The 21,410-nt window shown below is 41.9% G+C and carries 23 protein-coding genes; 3 read left to right on the top strand and 20 right to left on the bottom strand.

The features are described from left to right. Positions 1 to 33 precede the first annotated feature (33 nt). The 3 genes from ATZ99_RS05680 (at position 34) to ATZ99_RS05670 (ending at position 2,471) form a co-directional block, all read left to right on the top strand. Entirely contained in the window at positions 34 to 1,134 is a 1,101-nt protein-coding gene (locus ATZ99_RS05680; protein WP_068748269.1) for a coiled-coil domain-containing protein, read from the top strand. A 146-nt stretch (positions 1,135 to 1,280) separates the two neighbouring features. Then, positions 1,281 to 1,931 carry a cytochrome c biogenesis CcdA family protein gene (locus ATZ99_RS05675; protein ID WP_187694827.1) on the top strand — a complete coding sequence of 217 codons (651 nt, stop codon included), beginning with the start codon at positions 1,281 to 1,283 and terminating at the stop codon, positions 1,929 to 1,931. A gap of 24 nt (positions 1,932 to 1,955) precedes the next feature. Beyond that, entirely contained in the window at positions 1,956 to 2,471 is a 516-nt protein-coding gene (locus tag ATZ99_RS05670) for a TlpA family protein disulfide reductase (RefSeq protein ID WP_068748268.1), read from the top strand. A gap of 29 nt (positions 2,472 to 2,500) precedes the next feature. Here ATZ99_RS05670 and ATZ99_RS05665 read toward each other — a convergent pair whose 3' ends face one another. From ATZ99_RS05665 to queD, 20 genes are all read right to left on the bottom strand, one after another. Beyond that, entirely contained in the window at positions 2,501 to 3,055 is a 555-nt protein-coding gene (locus ATZ99_RS05665; RefSeq protein WP_068748267.1) for a pyruvate kinase alpha/beta domain-containing protein, read from the bottom strand. 32 nt (positions 3,056 to 3,087) lie between these two features. After that, positions 3,088 to 4,263, bottom strand: a complete 1,176-nt coding sequence (gene dapG / locus ATZ99_RS05660; RefSeq protein ID WP_083947374.1) for an aspartate kinase — start codon at positions 4,261 to 4,263, stop codon at positions 3,088 to 3,090. 10 nt (positions 4,264 to 4,273) lie between these two features. After that, positions 4,274 to 5,287: an aspartate-semialdehyde dehydrogenase gene (locus ATZ99_RS05655; protein ID WP_068748265.1), complete on the bottom strand. Its 1,014-nt coding sequence runs from the start codon at positions 5,285 to 5,287 to the stop codon at positions 4,274 to 4,276. Positions 5,288 to 5,401: 114 nt separating this feature from the next. Beyond that, positions 5,402 to 6,403 (bottom strand): aspartate kinase, encoded by a 1,002-nt coding sequence (locus ATZ99_RS05650; RefSeq protein ID WP_068748264.1) that lies wholly within the window; start codon positions 6,401 to 6,403, stop codon positions 5,402 to 5,404. Between the two features lie 200 nt (positions 6,404 to 6,603). Next, entirely contained in the window at positions 6,604 to 7,425 is an 822-nt protein-coding gene (locus ATZ99_RS05645; protein ID WP_068748263.1) for a purine-nucleoside phosphorylase, read from the bottom strand. A 25-nt stretch (positions 7,426 to 7,450) separates the two neighbouring features. Next, on the bottom strand, positions 7,451 to 8,620 hold the full coding sequence (locus ATZ99_RS05640) for a phosphopentomutase (RefSeq protein ID WP_068748262.1): 1,170 nt from the start codon (positions 8,618 to 8,620) through the stop codon (positions 7,451 to 7,453). Positions 8,621 to 8,625: 5 nt separating this feature from the next. Next, positions 8,626 to 9,969 carry a pyrimidine-nucleoside phosphorylase gene (locus ATZ99_RS05635; protein ID WP_222927083.1) on the bottom strand — a complete coding sequence of 448 codons (1,344 nt, stop codon included), beginning with the start codon at positions 9,967 to 9,969 and terminating at the stop codon, positions 8,626 to 8,628. A 22-nt stretch (positions 9,970 to 9,991) separates the two neighbouring features. Then, complete coding sequence (locus ATZ99_RS05630; RefSeq protein WP_068748261.1) at positions 9,992 to 10,399, bottom strand: cytidine deaminase; 408 nt, start codon at positions 10,397 to 10,399, stop codon at positions 9,992 to 9,994. A gap of 1 nt (position 10,400) precedes the next feature. After that, positions 10,401 to 11,120: a GntR family transcriptional regulator gene (locus tag ATZ99_RS05625; protein ID WP_245641319.1), complete on the bottom strand. Its 720-nt coding sequence runs from the start codon at positions 11,118 to 11,120 to the stop codon at positions 10,401 to 10,403. A 38-nt stretch (positions 11,121 to 11,158) separates the two neighbouring features. Beyond that, on the bottom strand, positions 11,159 to 12,391 hold the full coding sequence (locus ATZ99_RS05620; protein ID WP_083947373.1) for a hypothetical protein: 1,233 nt from the start codon (positions 12,389 to 12,391) through the stop codon (positions 11,159 to 11,161). 27 nt (positions 12,392 to 12,418) lie between these two features. Continuing rightward, positions 12,419 to 13,303, bottom strand: a complete 885-nt coding sequence (locus tag ATZ99_RS05615; RefSeq protein ID WP_083947372.1) for an ABC transporter permease — start codon at positions 13,301 to 13,303, stop codon at positions 12,419 to 12,421. Between the two features lies 1 nt (position 13,304). Continuing rightward, positions 13,305 to 14,393, bottom strand: coding sequence for an ABC transporter permease (locus ATZ99_RS05610; RefSeq protein WP_068748259.1), 1,089 nt, complete (start codon positions 14,391 to 14,393; stop codon positions 13,305 to 13,307). Next, positions 14,390 to 15,916 carry an ABC transporter ATP-binding protein gene (locus tag ATZ99_RS05605; RefSeq protein ID WP_068748258.1) on the bottom strand — a complete coding sequence of 509 codons (1,527 nt, stop codon included), beginning with the start codon at positions 15,914 to 15,916 and terminating at the stop codon, positions 14,390 to 14,392. Before ATZ99_RS05605 ends, ATZ99_RS05610 begins: the two co-directional genes overlap by 4 nt. 63 nt (positions 15,917 to 15,979) lie before the next feature. Beyond that, positions 15,980 to 17,074, bottom strand: coding sequence for a BMP family lipoprotein (locus ATZ99_RS05600; protein ID WP_068748257.1), 1,095 nt, complete (start codon positions 17,072 to 17,074; stop codon positions 15,980 to 15,982). Positions 17,075 to 17,172: 98 nt separating this feature from the next. Further along, positions 17,173 to 17,691, bottom strand: coding sequence for a gamma carbonic anhydrase family protein (locus ATZ99_RS05595; protein WP_068748256.1), 519 nt, complete (start codon positions 17,689 to 17,691; stop codon positions 17,173 to 17,175). 35 nt (positions 17,692 to 17,726) lie between these two features. After that, a complete protein-coding gene (locus tag ATZ99_RS05590; protein ID WP_068748255.1) occupies positions 17,727 to 18,572 on the bottom strand; it encodes a DegV family protein in 846 nt (281 codons plus the stop codon). A gap of 38 nt (positions 18,573 to 18,610) precedes the next feature. Beyond that, positions 18,611 to 19,072 (bottom strand): 2-amino-4-hydroxy-6-hydroxymethyldihydropteridine diphosphokinase, encoded by a 462-nt coding sequence (gene folK, locus ATZ99_RS05585; protein ID WP_068748254.1) that lies wholly within the window; start codon positions 19,070 to 19,072, stop codon positions 18,611 to 18,613. Further along, positions 19,036 to 20,250 carry a dihydropteroate synthase gene (folP, locus tag ATZ99_RS05580; RefSeq protein WP_083947371.1) on the bottom strand — a complete coding sequence of 405 codons (1,215 nt, stop codon included), beginning with the start codon at positions 20,248 to 20,250 and terminating at the stop codon, positions 19,036 to 19,038. Before folP ends, folK begins: the two co-directional genes overlap by 37 nt. Beyond that, positions 20,247 to 21,017: a GTP cyclohydrolase FolE2 gene (gene folE2 / locus ATZ99_RS05575; protein ID WP_068748335.1), complete on the bottom strand. Its 771-nt coding sequence runs from the start codon at positions 21,015 to 21,017 to the stop codon at positions 20,247 to 20,249. The genes folP and folE2 overlap by 4 nt, the downstream gene beginning before the upstream one ends. Further along, complete coding sequence (gene queD / locus ATZ99_RS05570; RefSeq protein ID WP_068748253.1) at positions 21,014 to 21,382, bottom strand: 6-carboxytetrahydropterin synthase QueD; 369 nt, start codon at positions 21,380 to 21,382, stop codon at positions 21,014 to 21,016. Before queD ends, folE2 begins: the two co-directional genes overlap by 4 nt. Positions 21,383 to 21,410: the final 28 nt, after the last annotated feature.

Here is a 21,410-nt window from a genome sequence, read left to right as displayed (position 1 = left end):
AGTGTCGAATATTATTTCTCGGGAGGAAAATTTATGGTGAAAAATACAAAATCCTTCTTAACCCTGCTTATACTACTATTTTACCTCATTTTCGTTATTATTTCCTGTCCTTTTGTTTCCTTTTCCCTTCCGTCACCTGTTCCTATAATGGATTCAAAAGAGCAGGAATTACTTGAAGAGATTTTATCCTTAGATTCAAAAATTCACTCTTTAAAAGAAAAAATTAGCAATTTGGAAAGACAGCAAGAAGAATTAAACAAAACTTTATTAAACAATAAAAGAGACTTAAAAAAATTAGAAGGTACGCTGAAAGAAAAACGTAAAAAACTTTCTTCCTTTGTTGTCTTCGCTTATAAAGGAGGGTTTGGTACATTTCTTGCCGTCCTCGCCGGTTCCGAAAGCTTAGGTGAATTCTTAAGGAGGCTCGATAACATTATATTTGTAACGGAATACTATAATAATGTAATCGATGAGGTGAAAACCTTAATAGTTTTAAAAAAGCAGGAGGAAGAAAAAATAATGGAAAAACAAAAGAAAATTGCTCAATTAGAAAAGGAAGCAAAAAATACGCTTTCAGAGCTGGAAAAAGTAAAAATTTTTAAAGAAACGGAACTGGCTAAAGCCAGGAGAATTTTTAAGGATCCCAAATTCCTTGAAGATATGAGCAAAAACTGGCAGGTGGTGCTGCCTTCCCTTGATTATCTATTAAAGAATTTAACTTCCCTTCCCTGGACATCCATAAGCCCGGATAAACTTCATGTGAACTACTTTACCCTTACCGCCAAGGGAGAATTTTATGAAAAATCCCTGACGGAAAAACTACTTTCAGGGAAGGAAGAATTGAAAAATGTGTATTTTAAAGTTACTAAGGAAGGAATAACGGTATTCGAAAAGGATAAATCCGGTAGTACGGTTTATTCCATTACCTGCACGGTAGCTCTTACGGAGGAAGGAAAAATAAAGTTTGATCCAATAAGATTAGAATTTAATGGAATTACCCTCCCCCCGGAAGTAATAAAAGACCTTTTGACCGGTTACGACTTATCTTTCACACCCCCTCCTCTACCCTATGAACTAAAAATTTCTTCAATAGAGACACAAGAGGGGAAATTAATTATGAATTTTAAAAAATGAAAATAGAGTAATAACAGCATAATATATTTTTATTTTTTTATATTCGAATATATAGATGTTTTATGTTATAATTTACTATGCAACCATCACTTTCTGTGGAATTAATTATACAGGACTAAAATTTAGGAATGGATGGTGGAAATATTATGAACTATCAAATTTCTCTTTTTTCTGCTTTTGCAGGAGGGTTGCTCTCCTTTTTTTCTCCCTGCGTTGTGCCTTTGCTCCCTGTTTATGCGGGAATTCTGGCGGGAAGCGGTGAAAAAAAAGGAAGCTTGATTATTAATTCCCTTTTTTTTATTGGAGGATTTTCCATTACTTTTACGGCACTGGGGCTTTCCTTCACCGCTCTAAGCAGGTTTTTGGTGATGAACAGGTTCCTTTTTTCAAAAATAGCCGGCGTAATAATAATTGTTCTGGGTCTTAACCTTCTGGATCTATTAAAACTTAATTTTCTTATGAAGGAGAAAAGAAGATATCTGGAATTAATTTCTATATCCCCTTTTACCTCCTTTATCCTCGGAATTTTTTTCTCCGCCGGCTGGACGCCATGTATAGGTCCAATTCTTTCTTCAATTTTGTTAATGGCAGGTACAACCAGGGATATAAAGATGGGATCCCTTCTCCTTTTTTCTTTTTCCGCAGGCTTTGGATTACCATTTTTTATTTTCTCAGTGATTTTTAGTAATTCACAAAAAGCAAGAAGTATGTTATTAAAATTTGCTCCCTTCTCAAAAAAAATTGCGGGAACACTCTTGATAATAGTCGGGTTAAGTCTTCTTTTTGAGCTAATATAATTTTTAAAGAAAGGAGGCTTCGGTTTGAAAAAAGTATTTTATTTTCTTTTAATCCTATTATTAATCCTGATAGCAGGTTGCACTCCATCTCAGGTCAGCGGTCCCGCTCCTTTTGAGAACAGCCCTGCTCCCGATTTTGAGCTAAAGGACCTTAAGGGCAACCCCGTCCGTTTCTCTGACTACAGGGGTAAAAACATTTTTCTCAACTTCTGGTCGATAAACTGCCCTTACTGCTTAAAAGAATTAGACGAGCTTCAGTCTTTTTTTAATGAACTCCCGGAAAATACCCTTTTAATTACGGTAAATCTGGATAAAGATGCAGACAAGGTTAAAGCGTATATAAACGAAAAGGGCTATACCTTCCCGGTACTTTCCGATCCAAAGGGAGAAACAATTAAAAAATATTCCATCCGGGGGATTCCCTTAAATATTTTCATTGACTGCAGCGGAACTATAAAAAGCCGAATAGAAGGCGCTCTTACGAAAAGTTACATTATCGATCTTATTAAATCCTACGATGTAATAAAAAAACCTGCCTGACCTTATTCCTAAATCAGGCAGGTAGCCTGTCAGTTCCTGTTTTTTGGTTTACAAAGTATTTCACTTATCCATGTATCCATAATATTGGCGGCATGGGCGGGTTTCATAATCACGGCGGAATCCGCCCCTTCACTCGTGCCTCCAATCGCTATTATCTCTTCCCCGTAGGGAATTAACCCGGCATCCAGAGCCATTGTGGCCACTTCCAAGCAAACTTTCACGCCCTGGCCAAACATTCTCAGGGTGTTCGCAATTATCTCCACAGGATAAACCCCACCGAATTTTCTGCTAAGACCTCTCTCTGCACCTGAAAGGACATGGGTGGTGGTCAGCACCTTCACTCCTTTTTTTATCAGCTCCTCCCTCAAATCCCCGGGAAATTCCATATCGCCGGGAGCCCTGAATCCACAGGCATGTGTTACTATGACAAGGTTAGCATTTATATTTGCATCCACCAAAAGTTTTGCCGTTCTGCCTTCATTGGAGGCAGCGACCACATGCCTGATTCCCCTTTCCTCCACGGCTCTTTTAACTATTTCTACAGTTTTTTGCGTATTTTCAGCTCCGGGTTTTTCAAAATACACCTTCCATTACCTCCCAATACTTTTTGTTATGATTATAGCTCAAACTTTTCATGCAAGGCAAGTACCGCTTTTTTTACATCCTCCTCTTTTATAAGGCAGGAAATGGTCGTATGGGAATCGGAAGTCTGCAGTATGTCGATATTCTCCTTTTTTAACGCTTCTATAATGCTGAGCATTACCCCGGGGATACCCGTCATTCCTCCACCCACTACGGTTACCTTAGCCAGATTTTTTGTTATTTCATAGGAAACCCCTAAGTCCTTGAGCACCTCTGCGGCCGTGGAAACCGCATCTTCCGCTAAGGTAAATATCTTCACATCAGGAAAAATATTAATCATGTCGATGCTTATTCCTTTTTTTGCCAATTTCTCAAAAATCCTGGACTCCAATTCTTTATCATTGCTGGGAACTTTTATTTTAAGCTGGGCAATATGAGTAGCATGGGCAATACCGGTAACCACCCTTTCGGGGACCAATCTTATCAAAGTGCCCTGAGCATCGGAAAAAGTAGACCTTATTCTCAGGGGAATATTATAATGCATTGCCAGTTCTACTGCCCTGGGATGTATTACTTTAGCCCCGTTATATGCCATTTCCGTGACTTCCCTGTAATTAACTTCATCCAGCATTTTGGCATTGCTTACTATTTTGGGGTCCGCCGTCATTATTCCCTCCACATCGGTGAAAATTTCTACACACTCCGCTTTCAATGCAGCCCCCAGGGCAACCGCCGTGGTATCGCTTCCTCCCCTTCCCAAGGTGGTTATATCCCTTTCCCCGGTAACACCCTGGAACCCTGCGACAACAGGAATTATTCCTTCTTCCAATGCTTTAATTATATTATCGGGCTTTACATCCAGAATTTTCGCATTCCCAAAATTTTCATCCGTAATTATACCTGCCTGAAAACCGGTAAAGGCTTTTGCCCGGTAACCTTTGTCTTGAAAAAGCGAGGCTATTACCGCCGCCGAAATAATCTCTCCGCAGGAAATTAAAAGGTCTTTTTCCCTGGCTTCCACCTTTCTTCCGCTTAAAAGGGAAAGCAGGGTATCGGTGGCATAGGGATCACCCATACGGCCCATAGCCGATACCACCACAACGATCTGGTATCCTTCATTTTTTCTGTTTAGCGCATGTTTTATAACCAATTCCCTGGCACCCGGTGTTGCTACCGAAGTCCCCCCGAACTTTTGAACAATTATCCTCATCGAACCCACCTCAAATAAGATTCATATTAATTAATCTTTCGGCGATCTGAACGGCATTATATGCCGCACCTTTTCTAAGGTTATCAGCAACAATCCAGAGGTTAAGGCCGCTTTCTACTGTAAAATCCTGCCTTATCCTGCCTACAAAAACTTCATTTTTTCCGCTTATATAAAAAGGCATGGGATACACTTTATTGGAAGGGTCATCCCGGACAACTACACCTTCGGCTTTTGATAGAATTTCAATTGCTTCCTCCCGGGTTATCTTATTATAAAACTCTACATTTACCGATTCCGAATGGCAATTCAAAACAGGAACCCTTACCGTAGTTGCGCTTACCCGAATGTCCTTATCTCCCATTATCTTTTTTGTCTCGTGGACCATCTTCCATTCCTCAAGGGAATATCCGGTTTCATCAAAAACATCAATATGGGGAAGTAAATTAAATGCTATGGGGTGCGGATATACTTTCGCTTCAGGAGTCTTCCCCTTCAAAATTTCATCGGATTGAACTTTCAATTCTTCGATTGCTTCAAGGCCGGTCCCGGATACCGCCTGATAAGTGGATACTACCACCCTTTTTATTTTTGCCCTGTCGTGAAGAGGCTTTAATACAACTACCATCTGTATTGTAGAACAGTTGGGATTTGCAATTAAGCCTTTGTGCCATAAAAGGTCAGCGGAATTTACCTCCGGAACTACCAGCGGAACGTCTTCCTTCAACCGGAAAGCATTGCTGTTATCAATCACCACCGCTCCTCTTTTAACAGCTTCGGGAGCCAAATTCAAGCTTATTTCTTTTCCTGCAGAAAACAGAGCTATATCAATACCTTCAAAATCTGAAGGCTGAGCTTCTTTTACCCGGTATGTCTTACCTTTGAATTCCAGCGAAAGCCCCTCCGATCTGGATGAAGCCAGTAAAAGAATGTTGTTTACCGGAAAATCCCTTTCTTCCAGCACTTTAAGCATGGTCCTTCCTACAGCGCCGGTGGCTCCGACAACGGCAACATTGTATTTTTTCATCCCTTATCCTCCTTTTGATGAATAGTGTTGCTCATCAGTGTATATAAAAAAAATTTTAAAACATAACCAAAATCATGTCAATAAATATAATATGAAAAATTAGTTTAATTTGTTTCAAAAAGAGATAGCTTTTTTGTTGAAATCTTCTTCGTAAAACTCTTGATAAATTTTTAATGCGGCTTCCTTAGCAGACCAGCGATTCAAACAAACTTTATATGTATAACTGCTGAAACAAACCTCTTTATAATCGTACTGTTTTAAAATATTCATTACTTTCCTTTCTTCTGATTTACTCAGTCTCTTTTCTCTGCTAAAAATCAACGATAGCTCCTCATCTTTTATTACAATCCCGGTGATAGATTCATTTGAATCATTAAAGCCCACGAGGGTACCTTCCCCATCGTAAAAAGTAGATTTTACGTAGAAGGGCATTTTAAAAATCTTTGCGTATTCCACCGCTTTTGGGTGCATGACTTTGGCTCCGCAGGCGGCCATGTTTATCATTTCGTCAAAAGACAGGTTTTTCAAAAATTTGGTTAAGGGATAAATAGAGGGATCAATAACAGCTACACCGGGCACATCTGTATATATTTCCACTACATCTGCCTTTAAATATCCGCCCAGCACGATTGCGGTAATATCACTTCCACCTCTCCCCAGAGTTGTAATTTCAAAGTCTTCAGTGCAACCCTGAAATCCTGCTACTACGGGAATTTTCCCCTCTTTAAGAAGCTTTTCTATCTTTTCTGTTTTTACCTGTTTTATAGCGGCATTAGAAAAATTGCCGTCCGTCGTAATACCCGCTTGAAAACCGGTTAAAGCCACCGCTTCATGACCTTCCCCCTCAAGCATAGCGCAAATAACCACCGAAGATATTATCTCACCGCAGGACATCAAAAGATCTAAATTCCGCAAATCCGTTTTATTGTAATGCTGGAAGGCTAAATCCAGCAGGGTATCCGTAGCATAGGGATCGTTTTTTCTTCCCATAGCAGAAACCACCACTACCACATCGTTTCCCTCTTTTTTTGCTTTCACTATCTTGCTTACCGCCTTTTTCCTGTTTTCTAAGGTGTTCAAAGATGAACCTCCGAACTTTTGGACCACAAGAGCCATAATCGTTCCTCCTTTTCGAAAATTAAACGGAAAAATTGTCCTTGTATAGCGGACAGTTGTTTTTAATATAAAAACATATTGGTATATTATATTCGACGCAAATTTAAAATATCCTTTTTTTGAAATTATTTTGCTATTCTGTATTATAGAATAAAAGTAAAAAAAGCCCCCGGGGTTTAATTTAACCCCGGGGGCTTTGTTTAATGAATTCTTTCTATAAATCTCAAAATTATATCGATGAATTTTCTGCCTGCTTTTTTAGATATATCGAGCACCTCTTCATGGGAAAGAGGTTCTTTGTTTATTCCCGCCGCCATATTTGTTATAAGAGAAACACCGAAAACCCTTATACCCATCTGTCTTGCCGCAATTACCTCGGGAACGGTGGACATTCCCACCGCATCCGCTCCAAGGATTTTAAGCATCTTTATCTCCGCCGGCGTTTCGTACGAGGGTCCTTTAAAAAAAGCATAAACCCCTTCTTTAAATTTTTCTCCCGAATCTTCAAATACCTGCCGGGCCATCCTCCTTAATTTCTCATCATAGGCCACGGTCATGTCGAAAAATCTCGGTCCAAGCTCATCTATTTCTTCACCAATTGCAGGGTTTTCTCCGGTAAAATTTATATGGTCTTTTATTACCATTAGATCTCCCGGCCTTAAATCTTCGTTTATTCCCCCTGCGGCATTGGAGACAATTAAAGTATTTATGCCCAGTAGCCCGAGCACCCTTACGCCAAAAGCCACTTTATTTACAGGATAACCTTCGTAAAGGTGAAAACGTCCCTGCATCATAACTACATCCTTGCCGCGAAGTTTGCCAAATATAAGATTACCCCTGTGGCCTTTCACGGTGGAAGCGGGAAATCCCGGAATATCCCTGTAGGATATTATTACGGGGTCTTTTGCAAGATCTCCCAGTTCCCCCAAGCCACTTCCCAGTATTATTCCTATTTCAGGTTTTCTATTTACCTTTTCCTTCAAAAAAGCAAGGGCATTAAAAAGTTCCTCTTTGTAGCTCATTGTCCAGTATCCCGCCCTTTCGGCTTTATTTTAATTTATCAAGGAAGCTGTGACCGTGTTTTAAACGCTCGCATTCCAGCATTTCCGCTACCGTTTGCCCTATATCCGAAAAGCTTTTCAATGTACCCAGATTTACCCCGCTTTTTAATTGCCGGCAGTAAACCAGAACCGGAACGTACTCTCTGGAGTGGTCGGTACTTTCGGTGGTGGGGTCACAACCGTGATCGGCGGTGATTATAAGGCAATCGCCTTTTCTCATTTGAGAAAGAATTTCCGGTATTCTTTTATCAAACTCTTCCAAGGCTTTTGCATAACCTTCCGCGTCGTTTCTGTGTCCGTAAATCATGTCAAAATCCACGAGATTCGTGAATATAAGGCCTTTTTTCGCCCTGCTCATTGCTTCAAGGGTTTTATCAACCCCATCCATATTCCCCTCCGTATGTATCTCCCGGGTAAGTCCTTTCCCTGCAAAAATGTCACCTATTTTCCCGATTCCCCATACTTCACAGCCTTTATTTTTTACTTTATCCAGCAGGGTATCCTCCGGTGGCTTTAAAGAAAAGTCCTTCCTGTTATAAGTTCTTGTAAAATTGCCGGGAGTGCCCACAAAAGGCCTGGCAATTACCCGGGCTACGGCGTGTTCTCCTGTAAGAATTTCCCTGGCGATTTCACAGTACCTGTAAAGCTCCTCTACCGGAATTACCTCTTCGTGGGCGGCTATTTGAAAAACGGAATCCGCAGAAGTGTAGACTATGGGATAGCCGGATTTCATGTGTTCTTCGCCCAATTCCTTTATTATTTCCGTTCCGGAGGCGGGGTAATTACCCAGGATCTTTCTTCCTATCCTTTTTTCAAACTCCGAAATAATTTCCCCGGGAAACCCGCTGGGGTATACGGGAAAGGGCTTTTCAAGGATGAGCCCCGCAATTTCCCAGTGGCCGGTTGTTGTATCCTTGCCCGCAGATTTTTCCGCTGCTTTTCCATAAGATGCTGTTGGGCTTTCAACACTTTTTACACCCGGTATTTTTTCTATATTACCCAGCCCCATTTTCTCCAAATTGGGTAGATTAAGTCCCCCAACTTTTTTTGCGGTATTTACCAGGGTGTTGCTTCCCTCATCGTTGAAAAGTTTTGCGTCGGGAAGTTCACCAATACCAACGCTGTCCAGAACCAGGATTATTACCCTATCTATCACTTTACCTACCTCACTTTAACTTTATATTCTATAATTTCCTTTCCTGTAATTTTTGCCCAGATTACGTTCCTTTTTGGCACGTATTCCCCGGTCAGCAGGAAGGATTCTACAACTTCTTTCACCGCCCAGTTCAGCTTTTCCCTATCATTGGCAAGAATACGGGCCAGGGGTTTATCCTTTTCGGCAAAATCCCCTACTTTTTTGTATATCCAAATCCCCACTCCTAAGTCGATATTATCTTCCTTTTTCTGTCTGCCAGCACCTAATTTCATTGCCGTAAGTCCTAATCTCAGGGCATCAATTTCCTTAATGTATCCTTCGTTTCCAGGGTAAACCTCCAAGGTATATTTGGCTTTTGGCAAAAGGCTGTAATCCTCAATTACCCTTTCATCTCCGCCCTGAGCTGCTATAATTTCCTTTAGTTTAGTCAGAGCCCTGCCGTTTTTGATGTTCTCCTTCAGAGCATTTTCCGCTTCCTCTTTTTCTTTGTACTCTCCGGCCAAAAGGAGCATTTCTGAGCCCAATTCAAGGCAAAGTCTGACCAGGTCCTCATGCCCATTTCCCTTTAAGGTCTCAATAGCTTCTATAACCTCAATGGAATTTCCAATTGCAAGACCCAGAGGCTGATCCATATCCGTTACAAAAGCCACTGTTTCCTTTCCTGCAAGATTTCCTATCTTTACCATTAGTTCGGCGAGAGCCTTAGCTTCTTCATAGGTCTTCATGAAAGCCCCCCGCCCGAATTTTACATCGAGCACTATTTTATCCGCCCCGCCCGCAATTTTTTTACTCATAATGGAGCTTGCTATCAAGGGTATCGAATCTACAGTGGCCGTAACATCCCTTAAGGCGTATAGTTTTTTATCTGCAGGGACCAAATTTTTAGATTGCCCCGTTATTGCAGCTCCTATCCTGTTTACATTTTCGACAAATTCATCCTGAGATAGTTCCACTTTAAACCCGGGAATCGACTCCAATTTATCAATGGTACCGCCTGTGTGACCGAGCCCTCTGCCGGACATTTTGGCAGCCCTTACCCCGCAGGAAGCCACAAGGGGTATAAGAACCAGTGTAGTGGTGTCCGCTATTCCACCGCTGGAGTGTTTATCTACTTTTATTCCGTCTATTTTTGACAGGTCCACCCTTTCTCCTGAAGAGGCCATAGCCAGTGTTAGATAGGTTGTTTCTTCTTCATCCATGCCCCGAAAATAAACGGCCATCAAAAATGCTGCCATCTGATAGTCGGGAATTTCTCCCTCTACATAACCCTTTATCAAAAATTCAATTTCTTCCCTTGAAAGTTTTTTCCCTCTTTTTTTCTTTTCGATAATTTCGGGAACAAAAATCATACCATCACCCTCTTTGCCAAATTTACAGGGTAAAACCGTAGGGTAAAAGCTCTTCGGGAGTGGTTTTAATCACCTGGGAGCCATCCTTATTGGACAGTAGAATTTTTGCCCCTTTTGCCAGTTCGAGAATTACCTGCCGGCACGCACCGCAGGGTGACACCGGCTCATCCACATCTGCAATTACCGCTAATGTTTCAATACGCCTTTCCCCTTCGGAAAGGGCTTTAAAAATAGCCACCCGTTCGGCACATACCGTAAGGCCAAAGGAAGCGTTCTCAATATTACAGCCGGTATATATTTTACCCTCTTTTGTTAAAACAGCAGCCCCCACTTTAAATTTTGAATAGGGCGCATAGGCTTTATCCTTGGCTTCCCGCGCCTTAGAAATCAAATCCCTTTCTTTTAAAGTTAAATCCTGATTAGAAAACATCCTACACCCTCTTTCTCACTATATAAAACCTGAATTTTTCCGGTGAAAAGTAATTGGAAGAATAAAATATGGGATTATTATTTTCGTCAAAATGCAGCTGCTCCAGCAACAGTAGTACACCGGAAGCGGACTTCATCTCGAGCTTTTTATAAATATTCTTCACCTTAGCTTTTACGGGAATAACATCGGAAACTGCATAAGCTATATAGATGCCCAGATCCTCCTGCAGGTATTGAAAAAGGGATTCCTTATTGAAATTGAATTCTTTTTTTACATATTTTGCCGGAATCCTGTCTATGCAGTAAAGCACCGGAATATCATCCGCAGTCCTCACCCTCTGAATCCTGAATATATCGTCTTCCACTGGTATATTCATTAAAGCAGCTTCCTTTTCTGTGGGTTTTACCCTTTCAATCAACACGTCTTTAGTCCCCGGCCTCATGCCCTGTTTTTCTATTAACCGGGTAATGCTTATTAGTTCTTCCATACCGCTCTTTATGACCCGGGGCCTGGTGACAAAAGTTCCCACGCCGTGGTATCTTTTTACATATCCTTCATCTTCCAGAATCCTGAGGGCTTCTCTCAAAGTTGCGCGGCTTACCCCCAATAGCTTTGAATACTCTATTTCCGAAGGCAGCCTTTCTCCTTCTTTTATTTCTCCTTGTTCTATCATATCTTTTATTTTATTTAATACGTATTCATATTTCGCAGGATGATTCACAAAACCGCAACCCCTTTTAAAAATATTATATATTAATATTATAATTTTACATTTAAGCCTTTGATTGCAATCAAATCTTTAATGGATTCAGTATGGTCCCCCGGAATTATCACCTGATGGTTTCCCAGGGTTCCCGATAAGAAATCCTCCACATCCTTTTCTAAATACACCTCAATTTGGGTTCTGCACCGGAATTCGCTTTCAGGATTATCCACTATTTTCCCTTTTGCAAAGGAAACCTTTGAAAGGTCTCCCCCGCCGAATTTTAAAATGGTTACCCTGCCTTTTTCAAATTCTCCCCTTATCCCCACTCCCATCCCGGATTCAAAATGAGAGCGCAATATATAATTTTTTACGGCTTTTGTAGGAACCGTGCAATGGGCAAAAATTATCGTATTTTTTTTGACATCGACGGAGGAAGGATTGGCCATAAAGGGAATCTCCCCGGTCAAAAGGTAAGAAATATACATGGAAAAGGTAGAGGGCAAATCGCCTTCGCAACCCGCTATAATACCTTCATCGGTCAGCCGGGAAAGCGCGGGACATCCGGTAATCCCGTATTTCATTAAAAGGTCGAAACATTTTAAGGTTAAAGCATTTAACCTGTATTTTTCTGTTAAAGACTTCAGGGCATTGTACACCCTGTGAGAATTCACTAAATCCCTTTCCTCCGGCTCCACCCTTTTTAATGCTTTGTCAAAATATCCATCGTAGTCACCCTGAGAACTTTCCAGGGCTTTATATAATTCCTCCATGGTTATATCTACAATATTTAAACCCCAGTACCTTTTAACCTTCTCGTAATCTACAGCACTGGAAATAAGCCAAAGGGAAGGCCCTCCAATACTTCCGATGTTAGAAATAGCCACTTTTGATAGGGTTTTGGTTATTCGAGACAGTCTTTTAATTTTGTTCAGTACCTGATCTTTGTCGTTGTAGAGAAGATACACCTTTTCCTTTTTATATTCTTTAACAAAAGACATTATCTCCAAGGAAGCGGCCAGGGAATTGTTTATATCTTCCGCAAGGAGAATTACCGGCTTAGGAAGGTAATCAAATATGTTTTTGAACTTTTCTTCCGTACCTCCCGTCATTATCCACACCAGTGTCAAATCCTTCGACTTATTCGCAAATTTATCATTTATTTCCCCGTAATCAAAATAGGTTACTTCAAAGTTTTCATTAAAAAGCGTATAGGTTTCTGCAAGGCTTTCCTTTACCTTTTCTTCTCCGTGAAGAGGTGACATCAATTGTATGACATTCAATCTCATACACTTAAGCCTCCCCGGTATAATATTTTATTTTGTCCCTCTCTCGTAAGGCACACCGTCAGCAGCAGGCGGAGTGGATTTTCTTACCACACCGGCCAGCACCGCCAGCGTCAAAACGTACGGGATCATTTTTATGAACTGGTATGGAATCACCGCATTCTGCACTACCCTGAAGCTTAAACTTTCTGCAAAACCAAAGAGCAAGGATGCCCACAGGGCCCCTTTTGGAGTCCAGTTGCCAAAGATCATTGCGGCAAGGGCAATATATCCTTTCCCCTGAGTCATTCCTTCCACGTACATCCCGGTATGTTCCAGAGCTAAATACGCTCCAGCAAGACCTGCCAGCACTCCGCTTATAATTACCCCGGCGTACTTCATCTTAAAAACGTTAATTCCGAGAGTATCCGCCGCTAAAGGATTTTCACCAACGGAACGCAGCCTTAAACCGAAGACGGTCTTTTCCAGAATGTATCCGGCTACGGGCACCAGAATGAGGGCTAAAATTATTACGGGTGAAGTCTCCCCCAGCAGGGGAATCTTTAACTTGAAAAGCCCGTTCACATGGGGAGTTGTAGTGGCCATTTTGAAAAACGCCTGACTCAAAAATCTGGAACTTCCGTAAGCTAAAATATTAAGGGCTACACCGCTTACAATCTGATCCACCCTGAATGTAACCGTGGCTATTGCATGAATCAAGGCCAAAAAAGCACCCGCCGCCATTGCAAATAAAAATCCAACGTAAGGTCCAAAATAATAGGATCCGAGGGCACCCCAGAAGGAACCCACTATCATCATACCTTCCAGTCCTATATTCACAACACCCGCTCTTTCGGTATATACCGCCCCAATTGCCGTAAGGATGATGGGTACCGCCATTCGGAGTGATGACGCTATCAACTCGATCAAAAACAATTTAAGCCACCCCTTTCCTCTCTATGCGACGGATATAGTCGTTCATCACTTTATTGATGACGACAATGGAAAGAATCATCAGAGCCTGCAGTATTACGATTGTATCCATCGGGACGTTCAGCAGGGTTTGTATTCCCTCGGCTCCTCTCTTTAAAAAGCCAAAGAGTATGGAAGCCGCTATTATCCCGAAGGGGCTGTTCTGGCCAATGAGGGCAACGGCTATACCGTCAAATCCATAGCCTCTCGGGAAATCTAAGTCCATATATCCGAAATATCCCATTAGGTCTGATAGCCCTACGAGACCCGCTATAGCTCCGCTTAACAGAAACCCTTTATAAAATACTTTTTCCGGATTTATTCCCGCCGTCCTGGAGGCATCGGGATTTTGCCCCACACAGCGAAGCTCAAAACCGAAGGGGGTGTAATAAAGCATGTAGTATACAGCGAAAGCCAGAAGGATTCCCAGCGGGAAAAACCAGTTCAGATAAACGTGCTTCGGTAGATTCACGCCAAAAAGAGCTAAAAGTCCATGAAGTTTCGGTATCAATGCTGTGGACAATAATTTCGGCGTCCTGATTAGAAGTTTCTGGCTCCTGTCCAGGAATACCTCGGAAATTAAAAAGTGAATTAAGGAGTAGGAAATATAGTTTAACATGATCGTGCTTATTACTTCATGCACCCCTCTTTTTATTTTCAGATACACCGGGAGGTAGGCCCACAACATTCCTCCGATGATACCGGATAGGATAACAAGGGGTATATGGATTACTGCGGGTATTCCTTTTAATGAAAAGCCTGCAAGGGCTGCAAGAAAGGTACCGATTAAATACTGTCCTTCAATACCAATATTGAAGAGTCCCATTCTAAACCCTATGGAAACCGCAAGCCCTGAAAATATTAGAGGCGTTGAATTGTAAAAAATTATTGCGACACTGTCCAGCCTTCTGAAGGAAAACCTGAACATGGTGTAAAAAACCTCTAAGGGATTTTTGCCTATGGACAAAATTACAAGAGAACTTAAAAAAGCTGCAACTACTATAGCCAGAACGGGAGAAATTATTTTTAATATCAATACGTTGATTCTTTTCATGACGCTTCACCAGCCTTTTCATGAGCTCCCAGCATATAAAGGCCTATTTCTTCCAAGGAAACCTCCTGTGGCTCGAATTCGGCGACTATTTTACCCCCGTACATTACCCCTACCCGGTCTGAAAGCGAAAGCACTTCGTCTAAATCCGCGGATATCAGCAAAATTGCCTTACCTTCTTTTCTAAGCTTTAAAAGCTGGCTGTAAACAAATTCCGAAGCCCCGATGTCAAGTCCCCTTGTGGGCTGGGCGGCAATAATGAAGACCGGATTTTGAGACAGTTCCCTTCCCAGAATAACTTTTTGCTGGTTACCGCCGGATAGGCCTTCCACCGCCTGTCGGATAGAACTCAAAGAAACGTGATACTCCTCAACAACGGTTCTGCAAAATCTCTCTGCATTTTTTACATCCAACGAGGGTGCCCTGTAAAAGTCCTTTTTTCTATGAAGTCCCAGGACTGCATTTTCCCACACCTTCATCGGAAGCACCAGTCCCTGTTTATGCCTGTCTTCGGGTATAAAGGCTATGCCCAGATCCCTTCTTTCCCTTATGGATAAATCCTTCACGCTTTTCCCCAGCACCTTTATGTCGCCCCCATCAGCCCTTCTCAAGCCGATTATTGTTTCGGCTAATTCTTTTTGGCCATTGCCCTCTACACCAGCAATACCGTATATCTCTCCCGCCCGTATTTTAATGTTTACACCTTCCACTACCGGCCGCCCATCTCTATCTTTTACCCGGAGGTTTTCTAAGGATACCACCACTTCTCCTTTTTCCACTTCTTCCCTATCCAGTTTCAGAAGCACCGGCTTACCAACCATCATTTTTGCCAGCTCTTCTTTATTTACCTTTTGAGGCTCCACCGTGCCTACTACCTTCCCTCTTCTTAAAACCGTTATTTTATCCGCTATTTCCAGCACTTCATCCAGTTTATGACTAATAAATATTATGGTTTTCCCTTCTTCTTTTAACCTCCGCAAGTTGACGAACAATTCTTTTACTTCCTGGGGCGCAAGAACAGCCGTGGGTTCATCGAGGACCAGGATATCGGCACCTCTATAAAGGACCTTTAATATCTCTACCCTCTGGGCCATTCCCACTGATATGTCTTCTACTCTGGCCTTGAGGTCTACCGAGAAATTGTAGAGCCTGCATAAATTCTCAATTGCCTTCCTGGATTCCTCCCAGTCTATGGTTAAACCCTTTTTCCTTTCCGCACCGAGTATAATGTTTTCCAGGACGGAAAATCTGCCGACCAGCATAAAATGCTGGTGAACCATTCCTATTTTAAGTTCAATGGCCCGGTTAGGAGAAGATATCCTTTCCTTTTTCCCGAAAATGAATATCTCGCCTTCATCCGGCTGGTAAAGTCCGGAAAGAATCTTCATGAGCGTGCTCTTGCCGGCACCGTTTTCACCTACAATAGCGTGAATTTCCCCTTTATCCACTTCCAAATTAATGCGGTCATTAGCGACTATACCCGGAAAACGCTTGGTAATGTTTTTAAGCACAATCGCTTTTTCCAAGATTTCACCTCATTTGCAAAATATTTAAAAAGGGGTGACATTACGTCACCCCGCAGGTAACAATTATTTTAATCCTTTTACAAATTCTTCGTATTGTTTTTTGTCTGCGGGCACCTTAATTTCGCCCTTTACGATTTTACCTTTAAGTTCATCTAATTTTGCAGTAATATCGGAAATCATGTTTTTATTGTAATCATTCAAAGCGTATCCTACGCCATCTTCTGCAAGCCCGAATACTCTGTATCCACCCTTGAAGTTACCTTCCACGTAATCCTTTATAGTGTCGTAAACGGCTACATCCACCCTCTTTAACATGCTGGTCAGGATGTAAGGTCTTTGTTCTTCCTTTGCGGTTAAGGATTGATCGGAGTCAACGCCGATTGCAAACTTCTTTTCTGCGGTGGCAGCTTCAATAACGCCGATTCCGGAAGCTCCGGAAGCGTGATATACCACATCCGCACCAGCCTTAAACTGCTTTAATGCAAGTTCCTTACCCTTTACGGGATCCTTGAAAGCCTCACCGGTGGTGCCGATGTAGTCGGAAACTATTTCAACTTTGGGATTTGCGTATTTTGCACCGGCCATATAGCCTGCTTCAAATTTTTCAATCAAAGGAATCTTCATACCGCCTACAAAACCAATTTTCCCTGTCTTAGATTTTAATGCAGCGGCAGCACCCACAAGGAAAGATCCTTCCTCTTCTTTAAACTGCAGGCAGGCTACATTGGATTTTTCGTCAAGACCTTCAATGAAACCATCGATCAATCCAAATTTTACATCGGGGAATTCTTTTGATACCTTTGCGATATGATCGGTAAACATAAAACCTACGCCGAATATTAAATTATATCCGTCTTCAGCAAGAAGCCTTAAAAGCTGCTCCCTGTTTTCTCCACCTGCAGAAGGCTCCAAGTATTTTACTTCTATCTTATCTCCGAATTCCTTCTGGGCTCTTTCCAAACCTGCATAAGCGCTGTCGTTGAAGGAAAGGTCCCCTCTTCCACCCACGTCGAAAACAAGCCCTACTTTAATCTTTTTGGTTTCTGCGGGCTGTTGCTGTTGCTGAGGCGGTTGAGTTTCTTTCTTGGCGCAGCCAGCAAAGGCAAAAACCGCCATTAACACCACGAGCACCAAGGCTATTATCTTTCTCATTTTCATATATTTATACCCTCCCGTTATTTATGTAAATTATTTTTTAAATATTAAAACTTTACCCCCTTTCGCAAGGTTGTCTGACGTCTAACAACTTCATTTTATCAATTAGTAAATTCACCTGTCAAGAAAATTTTTGAAAGCATCACATAGTCCCGGGTATTCTTCCTGATAGAGTTTAAATATTCTTCCGTTAGCTCCGTTACTACTTTCGCAGGGGAACCGACCGCAAGGCTCCTGGGTGGAATTACCTTCCCGCTGGGTACCAGTGACCCTGCCGCCACCAATGCCTCTTCTCCGATTTGCGCCCCATCCAGAATTATTGCACCCATTCCTATTAGAGCCCCATCCTTTACTGTACAACCGTGGAGTATTGCATTATGCCCGACGGTAACATTTTCTCCCACAACACAGGGGTTGCTCTCGGTAACATGCAGTACGCAACCGTCCTGAATATTGGAATTTTTTCCTACCCTAATATAATTAATATCACCCCTTAGCACAGCCCTGAACCACACGCTGGAATTTTCTTCTAAGATTACATCGCCGATTATATCCGCAGAATCGGCTACAAAGGATGTGGGATGAATTGATGGTTTTTTATCTTTAAAATTTATTATCACCGTCAACTGCCTCCTTGATTCATAGTTTTCAATATTTATGCGTTCTGGAAAAACAGTGCCACCGTGCCAGGGCCCGAATGGGAGCCTATAACGGGGCCTATCCATGAAATCATTATTTGTTTTACATTAAATTCCCTTTTCATTGCATCGGCAAGTTCTAAAGCCAGCTCCTCATTATCTCCGTGGCTTATTCCTATTAACTGATTCTCCAGATTTTTCCCTCTCTCGGCAGCTATCTCTACCATCCTTTTAACCACATTTTTCCTTCCCCTCACCTTTTCCAAGGGGAAAATCGCTCCATCTACCATATGTAATATGGGTTTTATGTTTAAGAGTCCTCCTATAAAAGCCTGAGCCCCTGATATCCTGCCTCCCCTTTTTAAAAACTCCAGGTCATCTACTGTAAAAATATGTTCCATATGATGAGCGTAAAATTCTATTTCCCGGGAAATTTCGTCAAAATCCCTGCCTTCTTCTGCCATTTGAGCGGCTTTGTAAACGACAAGCCCTGTCCCCAAGCTGGCACATTTTGTATCTAAAACCTTTACGTGGTCGGCCTTTGTAGTTTCCTTTGCCACCAGCGCCGCCTGGTAACTGCCGGTGAGTTTTGAAGATAGCCCCAGCACTATGCCTTTTTTGCCTTCCTTACGCAACTCTTCAAAACAGGTCATAAATACATTCACCGGAACCTGAGAAGTAACGGGGATTATCTCTCCTCTTCTCATCTTATCGTAAAATTCTTTGATATCAAGATAAGAGATATCGTCACCGGGATTGTCCTTTAATGAAACGGACATTTTTAATCGTATTACAGGTAATTTATTTACCACCTCTTCCGGCAGGTCGCACGAGGTATCGGTAATAATGACAGTATTTGACATAAAAACGCACCCCCTAAAACATTTAAAATCTTTCTAATTTATTTAGAATCTAAACTTTTTAATATTTCTTTAACCGTTATTTTTAAAACCGGATGGATGAAATCCTCCGCAATCTGGGCAAGGGGTTTTATTACAAAAATCCTGTTGTGGGCATCGGGATGGGGTATTTTTAAATCCTCATCATTAAAGATTAAACCATTGTAAAAAATTATATCTAAGTCTATATTTCTTGGCCCCCACTTTATTTTTCTTTCCCTGCCCATTTCTTTTTCGATTTCTTGAAGGGTGTTTAAAAGTTCCCTGGGTGAAAGCAAGGTTTCTGCCTGCAATACGGCGTTTAAAAACCTGGGTTGATCTACATAGCCGTAAGGTTCCGTTTCTATAATATCGGAAATTTTTACTACCTTTATGCCCCTTTGCCTTATTTTCTCTATTGCCGTTTTAATGTTTACCTCTCTGTCCCCTACATTGCTTCCAAGGGCGATGAATACATCTGGCATTTTACCGCCTCCAGCATCTTCAACACTCTTTTATTTTCCTTAACATCGTGCACCCTAATTATATCCACGCCGCAGAGGGAGCACATAGCTGTAATGGCAAGGGTTCCTTCCAGCCTGTCCTCCGGGGAAATATCGCCCAGGGTTTTGCCTATAAAGCTTTTTCTTGAATGGCCGATCAGAATTGGTTTTTTCAGGCTCTTCAACTCCCTTATCCTGGACAATATCTCCAAATTGTCCTCATACCTTTTGCCAAAACCTATCCCCGGGTCCAAGATAATTTTTTCGGGGTCCACTCCTTTATCCACAGCAGTTTGAATCTTTTCGTAAAAATAACCCGTTATCTCGTTTATCACATCTTCATAAAAAGGATTCTGCTGCATATCCTTGGGCGTGCCTTTAATATGCATCAAAACATAGGGGGCTTTCGCCTCTGCCACCACTTCTAAAATCCTTTCATCAAAGGAAAAACCGCTGATATCGTTGATCATATCCGCACCGTTTTCCAGGGCTTTTTGAGCTATCCCCGCCCTGTAGGTATCCACCGAAAGGAATGCTCTTGGGAAGCTTTCCCTGACAGCCTTAATTGCAGGAATTACCCTTTTTTGTTCTTCTTCTTCATCCACCGGCTCCGAACCGGGTCTTGTTGAAAGTCCGCCGATGTCAAGAATATCCGCACCCTCTTCTATCATCTTTTCAGCGGCAGCGACTACCTCTTCAACGCTTTTTCTCCTTGATTCCGGGTAAAAGGAGTCCGGTGTAACGTTTATTATCCCCATAACAAGAGTATTGTTTAAATATACTTTTCTGCCCCAGGGGCTAATTAAAAGTTCTGTCCTTTTTTTATTAAAAAACTCCTCTAAGTCTTTTTTTATTTCCAAGAGGCCAAAAAAAGGCATTTTGCTCAGCTTTTCCATTAGTCCCTCGTAATGCTTTTTGGTTCCGAAAAGTAAAATATCGGTTCGTTCAACCTTCCCGTCGATCACATTTTTATGTACCGCCGCATCGCCACCGAGAGCCAGCATTTCCTGTTTGATAATATTGGCTGCGGGGAAGGGTACTCCAAAAAGCTTTAAAGGTATTATATTTTGTTTCTTCTCAAAAATTTGTATTGAATCGGGATGAACTCCAATTCTATTCATTTCCTTTCTCAGGTATTTCTGCGTAATTTCGAGAATCAATTCATCCACCCCTTTTCCACGCAGGCAAAAGCCTGATGATTGTGTATGCTTTCAAAACTTGTGACCTCCACCCGGTACCACTCGATGCGCTCATCTTCCTCCAACCTCAAAGCGGCGTCCCTGGTCACATCTTCCACGAATTTAGGATTTTCAAAGGCTTTTTCGGTAATATATTTTTCGTCCGGTCTCTTTAAAAGCGTGTATATGGGGCAGCTGGCACTGCTTTCAGCAATTTCTATCAGGTCCTCGAACCATATCATTTTTTTCGACCTGGTAAGTATGTCCACCTCAGCCCTCTGGTTATGAGCACCTTCCTGGCTTATCTCTTTGGAACAGGGGCAAAGGGTGTGAACGGGCACTTTCACCCCTGTATAAATTTTATAACTATCGGACAGCTCGGCGTAAATTTTTGCACACACCTCCAAAGGAGATTCGCTTTTCGTAACGGGGGATTCCTTCCATATAAAATACGGAATTAGCAGTTCTATATGGGCAGAGTTCGCCCCGAGCTTTTCTTTTATTTCGATAAGAATATCCTCTATCCCCTTTGGACTCAATATTTCGAAATTTTTCAGTACCTCCACAAACCTGCTCATATGGGTACCCCTTAAATCCCGGTGCAGATCTGCCGAAATGGTGATATTAGCGACGGTATACTGAAAGCCCCTCTTCTTATCCTGCACCTTCAAAGGCCATTTTAAACCCTTTATTCCCACCTTTTTTAAAGGCACCATTCTTTCATCCTTTTCCGACTGCACATCCTTCAATTGCAACCCTTTTCACCCCTGTAAACTACCCCGCAGTCTGCCGTCTCCCATATTTCCACTTCGTAAAGGAAGCAGTTGTCCCTTTTTAATACATCGTATAGTTCTTTGAAAATGTATTCCGCTATGTTTTCAGCAGTAGGCTGGGGTATTATCTCGTTGATATAGCTGTGGTCGAATTTTTTCAAGACACTGTCTTCTACGATTTTTTTAAGTTCCACAAAATCGATTATCATCCCTTCTGAATCGGGCGTTCCCTGGATTTTTACCACCAGTTTGTAGGTATGCCCGTGCAATCTTTCGCACTTTCCCCTGTATGCGGTCAGGTTATGGGCCGCATCGAATTTAAACTCGCGTATTAAAATCATTTTCTCACCTCTTTAAATTACCTTTTTT

The organism is Thermovenabulum gondwanense, assembly GCF_001601575.1.
GTDB lineage: Bacteria > Bacillota > Thermosediminibacteria > Thermosediminibacterales > Thermosediminibacteraceae > Thermovenabulum > Thermovenabulum gondwanense.
The sequence above is the reverse complement of the archived record's forward strand: the minus strand, read 5'-3'. Positions and strand labels throughout refer to the sequence as shown.

What these genes read in the sequence shown, in the direction of transcription:
- ATZ99_RS05680 (WP_068748269.1), top strand. Translation starts at nt 34, where the DNA reads ATGGTGAAAAATACAAAATCCTTCTTAACCCTGCTTATACTACTATTT.
- ATZ99_RS05675 (WP_187694827.1), top strand. Translation starts at nt 1,281, where the DNA reads ATGAACTATCAAATTTCTCTTTTTTCTGCTTTTGCAGGAGGGTTGCTC.
- dapG (WP_083947374.1), bottom strand. Translation starts at nt 4,263, where the DNA reads ATGAGGATAATTGTTCAAAAGTTCGGGGGGACTTCGGTAGCAACACCG.
- ATZ99_RS05655 (WP_068748265.1), bottom strand. Translation starts at nt 5,287, where the DNA reads ATGAAAAAATACAATGTTGCCGTTGTCGGAGCCACCGGCGCTGTAGGA.
- ATZ99_RS05650 (WP_068748264.1), bottom strand. Translation starts at nt 6,403, where the DNA reads ATGGCTCTTGTGGTCCAAAAGTTCGGAGGTTCATCTTTGAACACCTTA.
- ATZ99_RS05645 (WP_068748263.1), bottom strand. Translation starts at nt 7,425, where the DNA reads ATGAGCTACAAAGAGGAACTTTTTAATGCCCTTGCTTTTTTGAAGGAA.
- ATZ99_RS05635 (WP_222927083.1), bottom strand. Translation starts at nt 9,969, where the DNA reads ATGATTTTTGTTCCCGAAATTATCGAAAAGAAAAAAAGAGGGAAAAAA.
- ATZ99_RS05630 (WP_068748261.1), bottom strand. Translation starts at nt 10,399, where the DNA reads ATGTTTTCTAATCAGGATTTAACTTTAAAAGAAAGGGATTTGATTTCT.
- ATZ99_RS05620 (WP_083947373.1), bottom strand. Translation starts at nt 12,391, where the DNA reads ATGAGATTGAATGTCATACAATTGATGTCACCTCTTCACGGAGAAGAA.
- ATZ99_RS05610 (WP_068748259.1), bottom strand. Translation starts at nt 14,393, where the DNA reads ATGAAAAGAATCAACGTATTGATATTAAAAATAATTTCTCCCGTTCTG.
- ATZ99_RS05600 (WP_068748257.1), bottom strand. Translation starts at nt 17,074, where the DNA reads ATGAAAATGAGAAAGATAATAGCCTTGGTGCTCGTGGTGTTAATGGCG.
- ATZ99_RS05590 (WP_068748255.1), bottom strand. Translation starts at nt 18,572, where the DNA reads ATGTCAAATACTGTCATTATTACCGATACCTCGTGCGACCTGCCGGAA.
- folK (WP_068748254.1), bottom strand. Translation starts at nt 19,072, where the DNA reads ATGCCAGATGTATTCATCGCCCTTGGAAGCAATGTAGGGGACAGAGAG.
- queD (WP_068748253.1), bottom strand. Translation starts at nt 21,382, where the DNA reads ATGATTTTAATACGCGAGTTTAAATTCGATGCGGCCCATAACCTGACC.